The organism is Thainema salinarum CENA647 (assembly GCF_057732415.1).
Window position 1 is genome coordinate 44,753 of record NZ_JBYJZJ010000015.1, and the last position, 18,614, is coordinate 63,366.

An 18,614-nucleotide genomic window follows, 5' to 3' on the forward strand; every position below is an offset into this window, starting at 1 on the left:
CCAGGAACTTAAAGGGTAGAAGCAGATTAGCGACCAATCAAGCGACTCAAAAATGCTGGCATGGATGACTGCGTGCCAAAGGTCAGGTTCACTGACTGGCCGAGGCCGCAGAACTGATGAGCCTGTTCTTGATCTGGCATCGGTGGAATATTGACGCGTACCCGAGCCAAAGGCTGATCCACCAGATCGGGCGAAACAGCCGGAATCAGAGCCTTTGATCGAGCCTGGGGTAAATCTCCCGCCCGGATGGCTGCGATCAGGTCAACATCACCCACCAGTGTCTCGGGATAGCCAGCAATCTGCATCCGCACGGGCTGATTGGCATCAATTTTTCTCGACTGCTCCAGGCTCATTAATGCTTCCACCCAAAGGTCGTTACAGTCCAAGACAGACAGCAAAGTGGTTGGGCGATTCACTTGCTCACCAACATCGTGATGGGTGCTATAAATCACGCCGTTAAACGGTGCCGTAACTTTAACCAGCGGCACCACGCTATTTTGCATCTGTAGCTGCTGCAACTGTTGCTGTTGGCCTTGCAGCTCTAACTCCAGGGTTTTGATATGGGCTGTCTGAGCTTGGATGTCTTGCAGCAACCGCCGCCGTTGCGATCGCAGATTCTGCGTATTGGACTGAAGCGGAGCCTGCTGATTCAGCGCATCACGAGTGACTTGAGCGACGTTCTTCTCTGAATTAGCCTGCTGCACAACCGACTGAGCCGAACGCCAATCAGCCTCTAGCTCATCAACCTGCTGCTGCGATACAGCACCTTCTGCTAATAGAAAACGAAAGCGTTCATATTCCGATCGGGCTGCCGCCTCTTGTGCGATCGCAGACTGTAGAGCTGCCCTAGAATGGTTCACATTTTCAGCCGCAATGGTGGTTGTAGCCGTTTGCAGCACCTCCGCTTGACGGTCTAACGTCTGGAGCTGCTCAGTTAGCAAACTGAGCGTTTGCTGAGCTGAAGCGAGTTGAGTAGCTGTGCTTTGATTCGCTTGCTGGGCTTGGGGTAATAAACTCTCGTTTTGATTGTCTAAAACAGGTTCGAGCTGCGCTAGAGTTTGCCCCGCTCGCACTCGGGCACCAGGGCTAGCATAGAAGTCTTTGATAATACCGTCAGCAGACGCTTGTACTCGCACAGTGCGACCATTGACTAAACCGTTCTCAACACTTAAATGAGCTAAACGATACGTAATTGAAGCAGCTCCAATTGCTACTGCGAATAAACCACATGAAACACAAAAACCACCGATTAGAAGGCGCTGTAATGGATGAGGACGAGGCTGTAAAGCAGATAATTTGTAGTCAACTTTTGGAGAAGAATGAATCGGTTTAACTGTAGAAGCTCTAGGTGGAGAATCAACCATCAATCTCAATCCTAAGAGTAAGGTTTACATCTAAAGTTCAGCTAGGTTCCCAATTCTGGTTAGAATCAGGATTCATCAAAAAATTGACACCAAACTCTGTGGCCACCCTTTAAGGCAACCCCAAACTGTCTTGAATTCCATCAATCCGCACCCTAAATCGGATTCAGAGAAAGCATTATCGCTATCACTTCGCCATGACTAATGCAGCACCAGAATCCTTGATATTGCGCTTTTGCACAATTCAAAATCCTGAGTTAAATCATGTTTATGCCTTTAATGACTAATCTCACAATGGCTAGTCTTAACTTTACTGAGAGCAACTCTTTGAATCAGTAACTCTACGGACTCTTTACATAAAATTCACTAGACACAAGCAATGACTTTGTAGCAATTTTATTTAAGCTATAGCCAAATTGCAGTTTTTCAGTAAAACTACTACTTTTGGAATATTTACTCTCAAAAAATTTTAATAGCAGCCTTCACAAGTTTCAAAAGCATAGGTTTTGATTGACATTCATCACTATAAAATCGCTCAAAAACCTTGTAGCTTGGTAGTAGTGATAAAACATGTAGCGCTACCGTCACGTCAGTCCTACAAAAATGCGAGGCGATGTCATCGCCTCGCAACTGTTGCTGGTCGTTTAGATTAAATTGCTTAACCCAATATAGGTATAACAAGCAAAACTAAGGGGTATATAAGAAATTTATATTCAGCTAATCAGCTTAACTGCACTATTTCAGTGCCTTTTATACACGATTTGTTGATGTAGCTCTATTCAATAGCGGGTGAACTAAATTGATTGTGAACAGGTCGCTCCATTGCATTGGGGCGGCCTGTTCACAATCAATTTAAGATTGCTGTACATGATTGCCTATGGTCTCTTAGCCATATTCAAGCTGGCGCTCGTGCAGTCAGCGGCAGTATTCCAATTGAGCAGCGCCGCCACCTGCGCTGGCAGAGCAATCGGATTAAACGGCTTCACGATTGCCCCTTTTACCCCCATCTCGTTTAACTGCTGGGAGCTAAACCACTTGGCTCTAGCGGTAATCAGTAAAATCGGTACAGAGGGGGCAATACGCTGCCGAATCTTGTGCATGAAGGACTGCGCATTCACTTCTAAAATGGGTGAATCCAGTAAGATCGCGTCCGGTTGCCGATTACCTAGCGTGGCCAGCCCAGACTCTAAGGAGGAAACAGAGAGTACATCCCATCCCCCCAGTTGACTCAGACAAACCTGAAGCACTGTTCGTACTGAAGACTCATGATCGATCAGTAGAATAAGTTTTTGTGCCATAGCCGTACAGCATAGGGGGGATAATCTGGCTAAGCGACTTGCATCTTACCTAGAAAATTTGTCAGTTAGCCCAGTCAACTCTTATCTTACGCTGGCTAGATAAAGCGTTTATAAGGAACTCATATAAACCTTACATGCAGTGATTCCCAGTCAGTAATTTTACCAGTTGAGGAGTGTGGCAACGTCTTGCCAGACCGTCATCGGGTTAAATGGTTTGGCAAGCACGCCATCGACGCCGAGTTGGTCAAACCGCTTGCGATCGCTGGGCAGTACTTTAGCCGTTAGCAAAATCACGGGAATGGTTTCGGTGCTGGGTTGCGATCGCAGTTTTTCAAAACACTGTAAGCCATCGATATTGGGCATCGAAACATCCAGCAAAATGGCATCCAGTCTTTCAGACTGGGCAATTTGCAGCCCTTCCATAGCCGAGGATGCCGTCAGTACATACCAACCCGCAAATTTTTCTAACGAGATTTTGACAATGGTATGAATATTGGGTTCATCATCAATGACAAGAATGCGCTTCGTCACACTTCGTTCCTCCAGCAAGGGATTGTAAAGCAAAAGATACTACCCTGGCCTACTTCACTCTCAATCCAAATTTGCCCGCCATGCTGCCGAATAATGGTCTGGCAAATCGTTAAGCCTAAACCTGTACCACCTTTTTGCTGCGCATCAGATACATCAATCTGCTGAAAGCGCTGAAAGATTATATCTCGTTTATCCACCGGAATTCCTCGCCCTTGGTCGCGGACTGAGAATTGCCAATAGGTCGCACTAGGGTTAGTCACATCAGGCATTGCCGCTGCCGCAGGGCCAGCCGTTAGCCAGACGGTGCTGCCAGGGTCGGAAAACTTGATGGCATTGCTCAGCAAATTGGTTAGGGTTTGCACAATCGCATCTGGCGCGGCATAGAGACTGGCTTCAACCTGCGAAACAGAGAGGGTGATGCTGTTGGCATCTGCGATCGCAGAGACGGCTCCAATAGCATCCTGGATAACCGCCGCAACTGAACACTTTTGCATGAGCAGTTCAACTTTGCCGGATTCCAGCCGCTCTAAATCTAAGATGTCATTGACTAAGCGCACCAGCCGCTCGCTATTGTTTGAGGCGATTTTCAGCATGGCTTGAATCTGATCCGGCTCATTATCCAGCACGCCCGATTCCAAAATACCGAGTGAGCCGCGAATTGCCGTCAGCGGGGTGCGCAGTTCATGACTGACGATGGAAATAAATTCGTCCTTCATCCGGTCAATCCGATCAGCGATCGCTGATGTCCAAGATATGAGTGACAAAATACAGCGGGCCATCGGCCTGATCGCGCACCACCGATGAACTCAGCAAGACTCGCACAATATGTCCTTGCTTATGGATATATCGCTTTTGAACTTGGTATTGCCGAATGTTACCCATGATTAACTGCTGCCGTCCGTCAAGGTCAGCTTTGAGATCATCGACATGGGTAATCTCTTGAAACGAAAGCTGGAGCAGTTCCGCTTCGGAATAGCCCAAAATTTGCTGCAGCTCGCGATTGACGCGCAGAAATCGCCCGGTCATCGGTGCCACCAGCGCCATGCCGATAGGAGCATTGTCAAAGGCTTTACGGAACCGATCTTCACTTTGCTTCAGTTCTTCCTCGGCCCGTTTGCGATCGCTAATATCGCGGAACATGAACAGCACCCGATCTCTTGGCATCGGCACACAGCGCACTTCTTCGTGCCAAGTTTCACCATCTTTTTCGACCTGCTGCTCATAGGTCTGCACGGTTCGGGTGGCCAGTGCGGTACGCAGCGCCAACATTTTGCGACGACTTATCTCAGGTGGGCCAACATCAAAAATCGTGATGTCGGAAATCGACTGGTCAACGGGGAATAGATCGCGCTTGGGCCGAAACGTAACCTGACCTAAAATCGTGCCGTCTATCGCCACAACGTACATCAGATCCGGCATGACCGACAAAATCGCCTGCTGCCGCGCATTTGTTTCCTGAAGTAAAAGTTCCGCCTGTTTGCGATCGCTAATATCACGAATCATAAACAGGACTCGATTGCCCAGCATTGGCACACAGCGCACTTCTTCATACCACGCGTTGCCGTCCCGCTCCACCTGCTGCTCATAGACATAGGTTATTCCAGATGTGAGTACCTGCTGGATGGCAGCCTGCTTCATGGCGATATTTTCGGGCGACCCGACACAGAAAATTGAGTCCTGGACTTTACCAGCCCCCGGCACAAACAGATCCAGTTGGGGGCGATGAGTCACTTTCTCCAACAGGATGCCATTCGCATCGACAACAAACATCAGATCAGGCAGGCCCGACAAAATCGCCTGCTGCCGCGCATTCGCCTCTTGCAGCGCCAGTTCAAACTGCTTGCGATCGCTAATGTCCGTAATGAGAGCATAAACTCCCCGTACCTTACCTTCGGCATCCAGATCCGGCACAAAAACCCCAAATAGATAACGCGGCTTTCCTGGCTGATCAGACAATTCATTTTCAAATGTTACCGTTTCGCCCGCTTGCGCTCGTTCAAGATAAGGGCGTACCACCTGATACGCATCTGTCCCAATGATCTCTTCCACCGTACAGCCCAGAATATCTTCCCTACGCAGGTCAAACCACTGTTCATAAACTCGATTGACAAACTGATAGCGCTGCGACGCATCAATGTAGGAAATACAGCCAGGCAGTGAATCGGTAATCAGCTGAAGGCGAGCCTCGCTTTCCTGCAAAGCCTGTTCCGTTCGTTTGCGATCGCTGATATCTGTTGAGATGGCCCAAAAGGTGCTAGGTAGACCCTGCTCATCCATGACCGGAAACAGGATGGACTGAAATGTTTTAACCTCGCCATTTACGACAAGTTCATCGTCTACTTGCAGCGGCAAACCGCTCTCTATGATCTGCTTTAAGCGGGCGTGAAACCGATCGACAACAGCGGCAGGATGAAGATCAGTAAATTTCTGACCTACAATATCGGCGGCTGAGCGATCAAGGAGAGCTGCGAAGGCCGGATTCACCTGCAAATAACGCCCTTCCGCATCAAACAAGCTGATAATCACTGGAGCGTTATTCAAAAACGTCTGCAACTGCTGAGTCGTGAATTGCAGCGCCAGTTCAGCTTGTTTACGCTCAGTGATATCTTCACCCAGACCGACATGGCGCACCACATTGCCCTGTTCATCTTGCACAGTTGAAATAGCCGCACGAATCCAGCGAATCGTACCGTCGGGACGCTGAATTCGATATTCGCGGTGGGTGCGTTGACCACTGAACTGCTGCTGAAGCGACTGTTGCACAATCGGTAAATCGTCTGGATGAATCGCCTCTAGCCAGGATTCTGGATCTTGATACAGGCTCTGGCAGCTTCGACCAAACAGGGTTTCATAGGCCGGACTGATATAGAGAAACTGACCTGAGTCGGCATCTCGCACCATAAAGACTTGGTTAATTGTTTCAGCAATTTGACGGAACCGCTCTTCACTGTCTTGGAGAGCCTGTTCAGCTCGTTTACGCGACGTGATGTCGTAGGTCAGAGCCAAAATTTGCTGAATATTGCCTTTACTATCTAGCAGCGGGGCATATTTAACGATGATGGTCAATGGTTCCCGATCCGGTAAGGTAATCGTACATTCCCCTGTTTGAATGGAGCGAGTTGCGATCGCAGTTTTCAGCAGCGGCAAATAGGCATCCGTCACCTCTGGCGAATACAGATCTTCATCTCGCTTACCGAGGTGATCCTCCAGAGTTAACCCACTCTGCTCAATGCCCTGGGCATTGACAAACTGAAACCGCCGTTCCGCATCGTAAAGCGCAAACACATCCGGCATTTGATCCACCGCAAACCGAAATCGCGCTTCTGATTGCAAAAAGGCTTCCGCTTGATGGGTCAGAGCCTGTTCCAGATCGCGCTGATAGCGCTCCTGTAGCTGAGTCGCCTTACGACGTTCAGTAATATCCTGAAACACATTGATAATATAAATCACCTGCCCCTGCTCATCCCAAATGGGAATGGTTTGCACCTCCAGCGGAATGCGCTGACCGTTGATTTCAATCTCAAAATCATCAGCCGTCACCGACTCTCCCTTTAGCGATCGCACAAACGGCAACTGATCTCTGGGATAAAGGGTTTGAGTACCAGCGACATAGACCGGAAACCTATCCAGGAGCTGATTAAACGACAACGTCAGTAACCCTTGATCCGGATTGTGCCCCAGTATCTGTTGCCCTACCCAATTCGTGTAGACTCGTTGCCCCGACGCATCTAGGACACTGACACCAATCGGTAAATCATCGAGCAGGCTGGCAAATTTTTCCTCGCTCGCCTGAGCCGTTTCAAAAAAGATGCTGAGCTGGTAAGCCATCCGCTGAAACTGCTCAGCTAACTGAGCCACTTCGCCAACGCCACCTATTGGAATTGTTGTATCAAACTGCCCACGTGCGATCGCATCTGCCGCCTGTTGTAACCGCCGAATCGGAGCCGCAATCCAGTGAGCCGTTAATAGACCCGTTCCCAACGCCAACCCAAAGGTCAACACACATAACCCAATCGTTCGGCGCTGATTCGCATGAATCTGAACCATAAAATCGGTTTCCGGCACCACCGTCACCACCAGCCAATCCAAGCCATACGCATCTTGATACGGAAACACGCAAAGATAATGCAGCTTACCTTGTTCGCGAAACGTGAGCTTTTGTGTGGACGTAATTGCGTTGAGATCACTAAAGGTAAAATTCAACTGCTGGGCAGCATGTTTAATGAGCGGATTTGAACTTTCAGATGCCGCCAATCGTTGAAACTGGATGATTCCTGGTTGATTCGCGGGTGCAGCATCATTGGATGTTTCTAACGGTTCAGATCTGGAGGTAAGATACTCCGGTTCTTCGGCTGAACTAGCTAGCAGTAAGCCATTCTTTTCTAAGATAAAGACCTGTCCAGTTTCACCCACTGAGAGCGTTTCCAGAAATTGATCCAAACGCTCAAAACTGAGATTGACGGAAAATACGCCCTGTAGCTGCTGGGTCGCGTCATATGCAGGCGCATAGGCATTGACGGCCAGCAGATTCGACCCCCCAATTTGAAACGGCTCGCTCCAGCCCGGTTGCTTAGTCTCAACCGCGCGACGATACCAGGGGCGCTCTCGCACATCAATGTTGTCAAGCGACCCTAGAAAACGTCCTAGATTCCCTTTTTGATCAATGGCATATAGATTTAAGCGGCTGGGCAGATTTGGATCCGACTGTCCAGCTTCAAACGGTAAGTCTGTGGATTGGAGCTGAGTCAGCCCGGCTTCAACTTCCGACGGCTCCACGTGATGAATGAGCCGAAAATCACCGTTGGGATTGCCAAAGTGAAAACTGGTAATGTCTGGATAGTGCCGATGCTGCAAGATCAGATAGCGATGAAGCTGGTCGAGATCATCGAGGCGAATTGCGCCAGATTCCAAAGCTGCAACACTTGCTTGATTAACCTGTTGTGCCCCTTGTAGATAACTATCGAGCTTTTGGGCAACGCGCGCACCCGTCTCTTTAACCAAATGATCCGCCAAATCTGCAACTGATTGCTGACCACTGCGGTAAGACAAATAACCAACTAAGCCAACTGCGCCGACTAGTTGAATCACAAAGGGCACCGTCAGCAATACTCGCAGCGGGATTTTGGCCAACCAGTTTTGTCTGTTCGATGAAAAATCAGGCGGTTTAGATGACTTAAATGACTGAAATAACTTGGATGGTTGGCTCATGATGCCATTGAAACCTGCTAGAGCGGGTAGAGGCAATAGGTATTGCGACCGCGTTTTTTTGCAGCATAGAGAGCTTGATCTGCGATCGCAATTAGATCATGCGGCGAATGGCGATCGGACGGTATAACTCCAGTAATCCCTAAACTTAGTGTGACATAGTCACTCACTGGAGAATCAGGATGACGAATCTTCAAATCTGCGATCGCAGCTCGAATCCGCTCGGCCACCTGTAGCGCACCATTCAAATTCGTCTCCGGTAAAATGACTGCAAATTCCTCTCCACCATAGCGAGCCACTAGATCTTGGCGCGACTGCACACAGTCCTGCAGCACACGGGCAATCTGCTGCAGGCACTGATCGCCCGCCACATGTCCATGCGCGTCGTTGTAGGCTTTGAACAAATCGACATCGGCCAAAATCAGCGAAACAAACATCTGCTGATGCTGACACTGCTGCCAAGTCTGAGCCAAAAATTCATCAAAATAGCGACGATTGGCCACCCGCGTTAAGGTGTCCTGTCGCGCCTGGTTGTACCACGTCTGAAGCTGCTGGTGCTGCAGCAGCTGCTGCTGCCGCTGATGGCGCGTTTTCTCGATTTGGCGCAGCACCCGCATCACAAAGTCTTTGGGCTCAACGGGCTTGCGAATAAAGTCATCTGCCCCTGCCGCAAATGCCTTCTGCAAGCGGTCTTCATCCGTATAGGCTGTGACAACCAGGATGGGCAAATTGCGATAGCGGGCATCCTGCCGCACCACCTGACACAGCTCCAAACCGTTAAATTGAGGCATTTCTAAATCCAACAGCAGCACCTCCGGCTGAATCTGCGTCAGCACCTGCCAGAACTGAGCCGGATTAGAGAGGGTAGTCAAGTTCAAGCGCTGGGGTTCAAGTAGCGCCGCCAGGGTGCTCAGCATGATGGAGTCATCATCCACTAATAAAACTTTGGCTCCCATCTGAGTAGCGGGCAGCGCCAGCAGAATCGCTTCAAATACCTCATCCAGCGTAGCTGACTTGAGAATATAGCCCCGTCCCCCCTTTTGCGTCACCAACATGCGATCGCGCAATTGATCCGTCTCGGCTAATGCCAACACTGGCAGATCCGGATAGCGCTCCGTGACCTGCTCCAGTAAGTCCAGTAATGCATGAGACATCCCCTCAATGTTCAAGCTCAACAGCAGAACACTGGGCACCTGGGCCTGCAACCGCTGCCACAAACCCGACTCATCCAGCACCACATCAACCTCAGCATTCCGCAGCAGCGCAATCTGCTGGAGCAGTTGAGTAAATGAATGATCATCATCCATCACGACAATCGATAGCTGGGACATCGGGAGAGCATCGACCGCAGCCTCCGGCATAGAAATCATCGGCGTTTCTGGGTCGCTCACTGTCGCTTGTTTTAAGTCAGCTAGCAGAGTAGTAATCGGATTAACCAGTTGCTGAATGGCTTGACGACGAGCCGTTGTATCCCCAACCTCATCTCTGCCCCCATCCGCTGAGCCAGCATTCAGCCACGCATCCAGCATTTGCTCAATTGTCCGCGCCAATTGCCCCGCTTTGGTATAGCCAAATGTGCCCAGTCCGCCCGCTAGTCGATGCGCCTGATCCCGAATCTGAGCCACAATTAAAACCAAAGCTGACCAAGAATCACTTGCATCTGATGCCTGATCTAGTGTCTGGTCTAATGCCGGGTCTGGCACCGGGTCAGCAAACTGATCCTCCTCTAGTTGGATTTGCAGCTGCTGGATGGCAGTCTCTAAGCTCTGCATCCGACTCGGCAGCGACGCCCGAAAATCCTGTATCGCTTGCTGCAGCAGTAGCAGTCCTTCTTGCTTGGCCTGGTCTGGGCTAGCCCCTGACTCTGATACTGGGCTGGATTGTGAACTAAATTCGGATTGATACAGAGCTGACTGGTTCAACGAAACAGATGGAACAGTTTGATTCAACGCATCAGCCCGCTGCCGTTCCGCTAATGAATCAGCCACTAGCGCATCTGCTGGTTCAGGTGATTGCGGCGCGGGAGTCGCTGGCGAAGACGGCGAATTCGCCGAACTGGCGGTGTCGCTCGTAGGTGAAGCAGCCGAATCAGCTTTCGAGGGTGGCGCTTTTAGCCGATAGCCCAAACGGTAGACCGTTTCGATCATTTCTTCCTCAATGCCTGCCGATCGCAGCCGTCGCCGTAGATCTTTAATTAAATTGGTGACAGCTGCATCCGTCGGTGAGTCATCAATTGACCAGAGCCGATCAATAATGTTGCTGCGGCTGAAAATGCGCTGGGGATGCCGCAAAAACAGTTCCAGCAGGCTATATTCTTTGGGGCTCAGTGCAATCGTTTGCTGACGATAGGTCGCTTGAATCAGCGTTAAATCGAGCTGTAGATCACCCCAACTGAGAATGAGCGATGACGTAGCCTCCTGACGCCGCAAGAGTGCCCGAATCCGCGCTAGCAACCGAGCGGGATCGCAGGGTTTGACGACATAATCATCTGCGCCCGCATCTAGCCCCATGACCACATCTTCATTGGTGCCTTTGCCCGTCAACATTAAAATTGGGGTCGTTCGTCCGTACTGTCGTAACGTGCGGCACACTTCAATACCATTCAGCTTGGGCAACAGGACATCAAGCAAGATCACGTCGTAATCCCGCTCAATCGCCAAATCCAGACCTGTTTGACCATCCGCCACCACATCTACAGCGTAGCGATGAGTGGTTAGCGTTGCGGATAGAAACTGTCCAATCTGCGCGTCATCCTCAACCAATAGAATCTTCATGAGGGAGTCACCTGATCGCCAAGGGTCAATCGTGCAGCAATCATAAATCATCGTTGCCAGTAATAAACGCCAAAGCTCTATTACTTTTCTCTTATTTTCACCTTATCTCTCAAATCTATGCTCTGCACAAATTGTGAATACAGGTTACGGCCTTGGGTTAACAACGATTACAGGTTAAGTGAGGTGGTTGCACAGTAGATGACAGCATGCCCCTCAACAGCAACTGGGGCTACACCATTGCAGCTCCAGTTTATCAATGCTTAAGGCTATTCGCTTAATACAGTAATCCTCACAGCTGGCACTCCACCAATCAGAAACCAGAAGAATTATTTGTCGCTGTATTATGGTAACAAATAACCTCTGCAAGATCAGTGTAAAATGCAAGTATCTAAATGGTTGTATGCAAAATCTAGGGCAACATTGGATAAATCAAAATCTAATCTTTGGCATTTGATTTATTCGGCCAATGCCCATCAACCAAACTGACCAAAACTGACTTAGATCAATCAAGCATTATCCACAGCTTATTTTTTAATATCTCTATTGGCGGCAAGCGTCGTTTAACTAACACTTACTCGTCAGCACGACACTACTCGGTTGATGGCATCCTCGGTATAAAAAGAAACAAGCGTTTCAACATCTACCCGATTGAACGCCTCAACCCATGCTTGGAGAATCGCTTTAGGATTTGTGGCCGACATATTGCACGATCAGGTAACGATTACGCCCCATCGTAGCTGATGAGTTTAACCAACTGATTTTCCAATTCAATTAGCGATATCTCCTCCTGCTTGTTTTCTCCTAATCGCCGCAGATTGAGCGTTTGCTGTTCGCTTCCCTGTTCGCCCACAATGGCGATGAGCGGGACGCGGCAGCGGGATAAATCGCGGATTTTCTTGCCGATTGTGCCATTGCGATCGCACATTTCAACTCGGATGCCGCGCTGTTTGAGTCGCTGGAAAATCGCTTCGGCCCAGTCTGCGGATTTATCCGAAATGGGCGCGACGGCAATTTGAGTGGGAGCCAACCAGAGCGGCAGAATTCCGTCATGGTGCTCCAGCAGAATACCGATCCAGCGTTCGAGGGAACCCAAAACCGCCTGGTGCAGAATAATTGGCTGCTCTAGCTCGCCTGCGGCATTGACAAACGAGAGGTCAAACAAACGCGGCATATTGAAATCGACCTGAAACGTACCGCACTGCCAAGAGCGACCAAGATGATCGTGCAGAGCAATTTCCAGCTTTGGCCCATAAAATGCGCCTTCCCCTGGAGCCAGCTCAAAGTCCATCTGGAGCAACTGCACCGCCTCAATTAAAATGTTCTCTGCTCGATCCCACAGTTCATCTGAACCCAAGCGCTGGGCAGGTCGCAGGGACACTTGTAGCGAAAATCGCTCATAGCCAAACGCCCCATAGACCCGCTGCACCATGCTCAGAAAGCGCTGAATTTCCTGGGGCACATCCCCCGGCTGGCAAAAAATATGGGCATCATCCTGGACAAACTGCCGCAGCCGCATACAGCCCGACAGCGTTCCCAATAGCTCATTGCGGTGACACATGCCAAACTCCATCAATCGCATGGGCAACTGCCGATAGCTGCGTTTATGGGCCTGAAAAATGGCGATATGAGCTGGACAGGACATCGGCTTCAGCGCATAGTCCGGTTCCGCCACAGCCACCGCCGCGTCCACCTCTGGTGCTTCAGATTCAGCACTGCCCACGACAAACATACCATTGCGGAACTTCTGCCAATGTTGCGATCGCAGCCACAGCGATCGGCTCAGGGCCACGGGCGATCGCACTTCGTCAAAGCCATGATGCTGATACTCTTGGCGCATGAAGTCTTCAACATTACGGAAAAGCTGCCAGCCCTGGGGATGCCAGAACACCATGCCGGGGCTGTGTTCTTCAAAGTGAAACAAATCCATATCTCTTGCGAAATCGCGATGGTCAGCCATTTGAGTTCTCCTTTAGTGGATGAATGAGTGGGTAAATTAACGAAATTAATGTGATATGAAGTCTTGTTGAAAACCCATGATTTATTTTTTATGAAACGTTTGCTCTGCAAACGTTTCATAAAAAATAAATCGGGTTCTTATACACAGACTTGATATGAGTCAATGGCAGGCTAATTTGAAATAACAAAAAACCCTCCAAGAGCACTTGGAGGGGCGAATTGAATGCGTTTTGGCAGCCGCAATCGTCACGTCCCTCCCGGCGTGGTAGTGGTAGTCGTCGTAGTGGTTGTAATTCTGAACATTGGTTTAGAAAGTAACATTACTCGGAAAGCCCTCACCCTAGCCCTCTCCCACGGGAGAGGGAACAAGAACAAAAAATTGATGATCGATCTCCGGCTCCCCTCTCCTGCGGGAGAGGGGCTGGGGGTGAGGGCCACGTATCTAAAACAAACAGCCCTCCCGATGGTGATCAGGAGGGCCGTTTCAACGGTAAGCTTGCAATTCTAGCGCAGCACCTACAGCCCTCCCGGATGGGTGGTTTGGGTCGTAGTGGTGGTAGTCAAATGAATTGACGGCTGCATAGTTGAAATAAACTGAGTGATAGCTCAATTAAAGCAAGTTTCAACGGGATGTCAAGTTCCTATGTCTCAGCCCCAGCCCGAATCTCAACCCTCACTGCTCAAAGCCGCCGATATTGAAGCAATTGGCGAGTTTGAATTTCATCATCCGCTAAATCCCAATTCCAAAGTGTATCTGCGATCGCTCAGTCGCGCCACCGGACTCAATCGGATCGGCGTTACCCTGGCTCGCATTCCTCCTGGTAAAGAATCGTTTATTTACCACGCCCACAGTAATGAAGAAGAATGGATTTATATCTTATCGGGTCGAGGCATTGCCGAGATTGACGAAGCGGAATATGAAGTTGCGGCAGGTGATTTTATGGGGTTTGGTCTGCCTCAAAAGCCGCACCATCTGCGGAATCCGTTTGATCAGGAGTTGGTGTATTTAGTCGGTGGCGAACAGGTCAAGGTTGATATTGGCACGTTTCCCCATCATGGCAAACGCGCGATCCGCGATGGGGAAACAGCGTACCTGATCGATGAGGCTAACTTGACGGACTTCTGGCAGGCTTAAGCTACCTAACCAGTTGCCATTTGATTAGCCCAAAGCCTTTTCAATCGCGGCTTTTAGGTCTGGATCATTGGGAGCCGTTTGGGGTTCAAAGCGAGCCACCACTTCGCCACTTCGACCGACAACAAACTTGCCAAAGTTCCAGGCAATATCGGGGCCTTCACCCACTAAGAACTGATACAAGGGGCTGCGGTTGGCACCGTTGACATCCTGCTTTTCCAGCAGCGTAAAGTCTACGTTGTACTTCGACTGGGTGAAATCCTTGATTTCTTCCGGTGTTCCTGGCTCCTGCTTGCCAAACTGGTTGCAGGGTACGCCGATAATTACCAAACCGCGATCGCGATATTCCTGATCTAACTCCACTAGGCCGCTATACTGCGGGGTCAGACCACACTGGCTGGCTACGTTAACGAACAGCACCACTTTATTCTCTAGAGTTTCCGGCGAAAGCGGCTGACCATCAAGAGTTGCCAAATTGCTGGGTAAAGGCATAGCAATAAAACGTTACACAACGTTTCTTATTATGGGCTAAGGAACGCAAATTTAATCAAGTGAAATCTTTGGGGTAGGGGCATGGCAATGCCATGCCCCTACGGGTGGACTCATGGACAGGGTGTTGGATTCACAATCCTAGGCGTTTACCAGAGACTCGACTCTGGTAGGGGCAAAAGCCATGTAGCCCTTCAGGCGTGGCTTCGCCCGCCTTTACTTAGGAACTCGGATTTAATAAGGTGAAATTTTTGGGGTAGGGACACGGCAATGCCGTGTCCCTACAAATGGAACGGTTTACAGGCTATTTAATCCATAGTTCTTAATGCCTGTTCTTATCTACTCTAGCGATTCATCCCAGTAGGCAGCCTCAATCTTGTGACCGTCCAAATCGCGAACGAAGCAGCCATAGTAAGGATCGCCGTAGTCAGGTCGAGCCCCAGGTTCACCATCGTCTGTAGCTCCGGCAGCTAACGCCGCATTATAAAAGGCCTGTACGGCTTCTTTGGTCGGTGCGATAAAACCAATGTGTGTGCCATTGCCAACAGAAGCCGTCTGACCGTCAAACGGCGTTTGAATCCAGAACTCAGGATAGACTTTGCCGTATGCGATCGCGCCTGGATGTTCCATTAAGCGCCGACAGCCCAATGTCGGCAAAACCTGATCATAAAAGGCAACGGCTCGCTCGAAGTCGTTAGTACCAAGCGAGATATGGGACAAAATGCTGGGGCTTTCTTCCATGATCCAACTGCTCCGTCAAAATGTTGTCCATACATCGCCAAATTATAGTTCAAGTGAACTATCTTGTTTTGACTTGTAATATTTTTTGATGGGCAGAGAGAGATAGAAGCATGTCTCTAGACTTGACCCGCCTGAGAGGTTTCAGAAGCGGCTACCCGTGTGGATTCCACGTTTGCGCGGCGGGCGCGGAACATACCGAATCGACAGAGTCCTGCGCCAAAGCCCAGTCGCATTAGCAGGATGGTTGGCACCTCGCGAGCTGACTTGACGAATCCCGGTAAGCCATAGCGCAGAAAACCTTGGGGACGCTCGATGCCTTGCCAAATTGTATCGATCCAAGACGGCAGCGTTTCCTGCGTCCAGTCGGCAGTTTCCACCTGACCTTCGACCAAACCCGTTTCCATCAGCCGCTCAGAGAAACCTTCAATGCTGGAAAAAGCCGGATGTGCCCACTGATCGAGCAGTTGCCGCATTACGATGCGCTCCCAGAAATTGAGCGGCTTGCGGCGATCGTCGCGCTGATTCCAGTCGGCCACAACCAAGATTCCACCTGGTTTCAGCACCCGCAGCAACTCCCGCGCAAAGACTGCTTTGTCCGGCATGTGTGGCCCCGCTTCGACCGACCAGACCACATCAAAACTGGCATCAGGAGACGACAGTGCCATCGCGTCATCAACCTGGAATTTGGCATCAACGCCTGTAGGTGTCAACTCCTGCGCCCGTTTGACCTGCTGAGGACTGATCGTCACGCCTGTGACAGAAAAACCGTAATCGCGAGCCAGGATACGGCTGCTACCACCGATACCGCAGCCCACATCCAGAACCGTCGTGCCTGCTGGGAGCTGATCTAAGCCGCCCCAGCGCGCCATTTCATGCACAAAATCAATCTTTGCTTGAATAAAATCTTTGGACTCTGGGGGGACACCGTAGTAGCCCAGGTGAATGTGCTCACCCCAGTAAAATTCTAGAATGCCGTCTTCTGTCCACTGGTCATAGGAATCCGCCACGGTATTGGACGACTGGTAGCGGCGAGCCGTGAGCAGATACGCAATGAATCCTATACCTGACAAGGTCAGGAGCAGTTTAAGGATGAACAACAGGTTCATGGGGACGCAGAGTTACATTTATTTACACCCGTTTATTGTATACTCACATCTTTCACCAAAACTCAAAGAAGTCATTTTGCTGCCTATTGCGGCGGCAAAATGACTTCTTTAAGAGCTTGATTAGCAAGGCGAAACTAGAGTCAATTACGCTTCAGCCTGGACGCGATCCTTGGGGAATAGATGCTTGAGCTGGATGGTGGCAAGAGTCGTTACCAGCGTGCCAACTGCGATCGCAACAATATACAGCCCGACATTTTCCACTGCATTGGGAATGGCCAGCACGAAGATGCCGCCGTGGGGGGCGCGCAGCGTACAGCCAAACAGCATCGATAATCCACCCGCGATCGCAGATCCGGCGATACAGGCGGGAATAATCCGCAGCGGATCGTTGGCGGCAAAGGGAATCGCGCCTTCGGTGATGAAGGAAATACCCAATACGGAAGCGACTTTGCCCGCCTCTTGCTCAGCCTGATTGAAATACTTTCTTGAAACAAAGGTCGCGAGCGCCAAACCTAGCGGCGGTGTCATGCCAGCCGCCATCACTGCCGCCATCGGCGCATAGATATCGGTGGCTAACAGGCCAACAGCAAAGGTGTAAGCGGCTTTATTGACGGGGCCACCCATATCGACCGCCATCATCGCACCCAGAATTAATCCCAACAGCACCGCATTGGTGCCGCTCAAGCCTTCGAGATAGGTTGCTAATCCTTCCATGATGAACCGCACGGGTGCGCCGAACACGTATACCAGCAGCAGTCCGACGATTAAGGTAGCTAGCAGAGGAATGACTAGTACGGGCTTTAAACCTTCAAAGTTGGCGGGTAGATTGACCTTATCGCGGATCAATTTAGCGACATAACCTGCTAAGAAACCGGAGAGAATGCCGCCCAGGAAGCCCATATTCAGGTTCGCAGCTAACAAACCGCCAACTAGACCGGGAGCCAGACCAGGCCGATCGGCAATGGAAAAGGCGATGTAGCCGGACAGGACGGGCACAATCAGCGTAAAGGCAGCCTCACCCCCAATCTGCATCAGCGCTGCACCAAAGGTGCCTTCTTCAGGATTAATGCCAAACACAAAGGACAAAGCAATGATTAAACCACCCGCCACAATCACGGGCAGCATGTACGACACACCCGTCAACAGGTGCTTATAAGGCCCAGAGCGCTTTTCTGATCGCTCAGCCTTGGCTCGCTGCACTTCGTCCATATAGCCCTGGCCACCCCCCTGACCGCTGCCGAGAACGGGAGCATCAAGGGCATTGACCACCACTTCGCTGGCATCATGAATGGCCGCCTTGGTCGAAGTTTGGTACACGGGCTTGCCGTTAAAGCGAGACAGATCCACATGGGTATCGGCGGCAATGATGACGGCATCGGCGCGGGCAATCTCGTCGTCAGTGAGCTGATTTTTCGCTCCCACTGAGCCTTGAGTTTCCACTTTGATGTCGTGACCAAGCTTTGCCGCTCCCTGCTTCAGAGCTTCAGCTGCCATAAAGGTATGAGCAATGCCCGTGGGACAGGAGGTAATCCCGACAAAGAACTTTTGGGTATCAGCAGGTGGTTCACTGGTTTCAACCGCTGGACTGGGAGCCGCAGTTTGCGGTACAGTACCTGCGCCTGTTTCCCGATTCGTCGTCCCATTCTCCGGCAGCGGATCGTAGGGATGGGGCGTTGTTCGCTCTAGATTCGGCAGTTGCTTCACCAGCGCCACCGCATTTTGAATCACCATTTCGGTGTTGCGGATCGCTTCACTGGTTGAAACAGCGTAGACAGGCTTCCCCTCAAAGCGATCGCGGTTAAGAAACTGGTCGGCTCCTACAATCACCACGTCGGCTTGCTGGATGTCCGCCTCGCTCAGTTCCGTCACGACGGTGCCTGTTTGAGCTTCGGCTTTCAGATCGTGACCCAGGGCAGCCGCCGTACGCTTGAGGGCTTCCGCTGCCATCTGAGTATGGGCTTCGCCAGCGGTACTGGCGGTAACGGCAACAATTTTAGTCATAAGATAGCAAGCAATAAATT

Annotated in this window: 12 protein-coding genes; 1 reads left to right on the forward strand and 11 read right to left on the reverse strand. The window is 50.5% G+C overall.

Annotation, left to right across the window (positions count from 1 at the left end; translation table 11 throughout):
* Positions 1 to 26 precede the first annotated feature (26 nt).
* The 7 genes from AC286M_RS02140 to thrS form a co-directional block, all read right to left on the reverse strand.
* Positions 27 to 1,364, reverse strand: a complete 1,338-nt coding sequence (locus tag AC286M_RS02140) for an HlyD family secretion protein (RefSeq protein ID WP_488202814.1) — start codon at positions 1,362 to 1,364, stop codon at positions 27 to 29.
* Positions 1,365 to 2,236: 872 nt separating this feature from the next.
* Entirely contained in the window at positions 2,237 to 2,659 is a 423-nt protein-coding gene (locus AC286M_RS02145; RefSeq protein ID WP_488202815.1) for a response regulator, read from the reverse strand.
* 159 nt (positions 2,660 to 2,818) lie between these two features.
* A complete protein-coding gene (locus tag AC286M_RS02150; RefSeq protein WP_488202816.1) occupies positions 2,819 to 3,190 on the reverse strand; it encodes a response regulator in 372 nt (123 codons plus the stop codon).
* The gene (locus tag AC286M_RS02155; RefSeq protein ID WP_488202817.1) at positions 3,187 to 3,954 is read right to left on the reverse strand and encodes a sensor histidine kinase; all 768 of its coding nucleotides are present in this window, start codon (positions 3,952 to 3,954) and stop codon (positions 3,187 to 3,189) included. Before AC286M_RS02155 ends, AC286M_RS02150 begins: the two co-directional genes overlap by 4 nt.
* Positions 3,920 to 8,398: a PAS domain S-box protein gene (locus tag AC286M_RS02160; protein ID WP_488202818.1), complete on the reverse strand. Its 4,479-nt coding sequence runs from the start codon at positions 8,396 to 8,398 to the stop codon at positions 3,920 to 3,922. Before AC286M_RS02160 ends, AC286M_RS02155 begins: the two co-directional genes overlap by 35 nt.
* A 17-nt stretch (positions 8,399 to 8,415) precedes the next feature.
* The gene (locus AC286M_RS02165; RefSeq protein WP_488202819.1) at positions 8,416 to 11,169 is read right to left on the reverse strand and encodes a response regulator; all 2,754 of its coding nucleotides are present in this window, start codon (positions 11,167 to 11,169) and stop codon (positions 8,416 to 8,418) included.
* 721 nt (positions 11,170 to 11,890) lie between these two features.
* Positions 11,891 to 13,126, reverse strand: coding sequence for a threonine--tRNA ligase (gene thrS, locus AC286M_RS02170; RefSeq protein WP_488202820.1), 1,236 nt, complete (start codon positions 13,124 to 13,126; stop codon positions 11,891 to 11,893).
* A 642-nt stretch (positions 13,127 to 13,768) separates the two neighbouring features.
* Between thrS and AC286M_RS02175 the strand changes: the two genes are divergently transcribed.
* Positions 13,769 to 14,260 (forward strand): cupin domain-containing protein, encoded by a 492-nt coding sequence (locus AC286M_RS02175; RefSeq protein WP_488202821.1) that lies wholly within the window; start codon positions 13,769 to 13,771, stop codon positions 14,258 to 14,260.
* A gap of 24 nt (positions 14,261 to 14,284) precedes the next feature.
* On the opposite strand, the gene AC286M_RS02180 is transcribed toward AC286M_RS02175, so the two are convergent.
* The 4 genes from AC286M_RS02180 to AC286M_RS02195 all read right to left on the reverse strand — a co-directional run bounded on the left by AC286M_RS02180 (position 14,285) and on the right by AC286M_RS02195 (position 18,594).
* Complete coding sequence (locus AC286M_RS02180; protein ID WP_488202822.1) at positions 14,285 to 14,749, reverse strand: glutathione peroxidase; 465 nt, start codon at positions 14,747 to 14,749, stop codon at positions 14,285 to 14,287.
* A 336-nt stretch (positions 14,750 to 15,085) separates the two neighbouring features.
* On the reverse strand, positions 15,086 to 15,487 hold the full coding sequence (locus tag AC286M_RS02185; RefSeq protein ID WP_488202823.1) for a VOC family protein: 402 nt from the start codon (positions 15,485 to 15,487) through the stop codon (positions 15,086 to 15,088).
* 116 nt (positions 15,488 to 15,603) lie between these two features.
* Positions 15,604 to 16,593 carry a methyltransferase domain-containing protein gene (locus AC286M_RS02190; protein WP_488202824.1) on the reverse strand — a complete coding sequence of 330 codons (990 nt, stop codon included), beginning with the start codon at positions 16,591 to 16,593 and terminating at the stop codon, positions 15,604 to 15,606.
* 144 nt (positions 16,594 to 16,737) lie between these two features.
* Positions 16,738 to 18,594 (reverse strand): PTS fructose-like transporter subunit IIB, encoded by a 1,857-nt coding sequence (locus AC286M_RS02195; RefSeq protein ID WP_488202825.1) that lies wholly within the window; start codon positions 18,592 to 18,594, stop codon positions 16,738 to 16,740.
* Positions 18,595 to 18,614: the final 20 nt, after the last annotated feature.

Coding starts and splice junctions, on each gene's coding strand:
- AC286M_RS02140 (WP_488202814.1), bottom strand. CDS start 1,364: ATGGTTGATTCTCCACCTAGAGCTTCTACAGTTAAACCGATTCATTCT.
- AC286M_RS02145 (WP_488202815.1), bottom strand. CDS start 2,659: ATGGCACAAAAACTTATTCTACTGATCGATCATGAGTCTTCAGTACGA.
- AC286M_RS02160 (WP_488202818.1), bottom strand. CDS start 8,398: ATGAGCCAACCATCCAAGTTATTTCAGTCATTTAAGTCATCTAAACCG.
- AC286M_RS02165 (WP_488202819.1), bottom strand. CDS start 11,169: ATGAAGATTCTATTGGTTGAGGATGACGCGCAGATTGGACAGTTTCTA.
- thrS (WP_488202820.1), bottom strand. CDS start 13,126: ATGGCTGACCATCGCGATTTCGCAAGAGATATGGATTTGTTTCACTTT.
- AC286M_RS02175 (WP_488202821.1), top strand. CDS start 13,769: ATGTCTCAGCCCCAGCCCGAATCTCAACCCTCACTGCTCAAAGCCGCC.
- AC286M_RS02180 (WP_488202822.1), bottom strand. CDS start 14,749: ATGCCTTTACCCAGCAATTTGGCAACTCTTGATGGTCAGCCGCTTTCG.
- AC286M_RS02185 (WP_488202823.1), bottom strand. CDS start 15,487: ATGGAAGAAAGCCCCAGCATTTTGTCCCATATCTCGCTTGGTACTAAC.
- AC286M_RS02190 (WP_488202824.1), bottom strand. CDS start 16,593: ATGAACCTGTTGTTCATCCTTAAACTGCTCCTGACCTTGTCAGGTATA.
- AC286M_RS02195 (WP_488202825.1), bottom strand. CDS start 18,594: ATGACTAAAATTGTTGCCGTTACCGCCAGTACCGCTGGCGAAGCCCAT.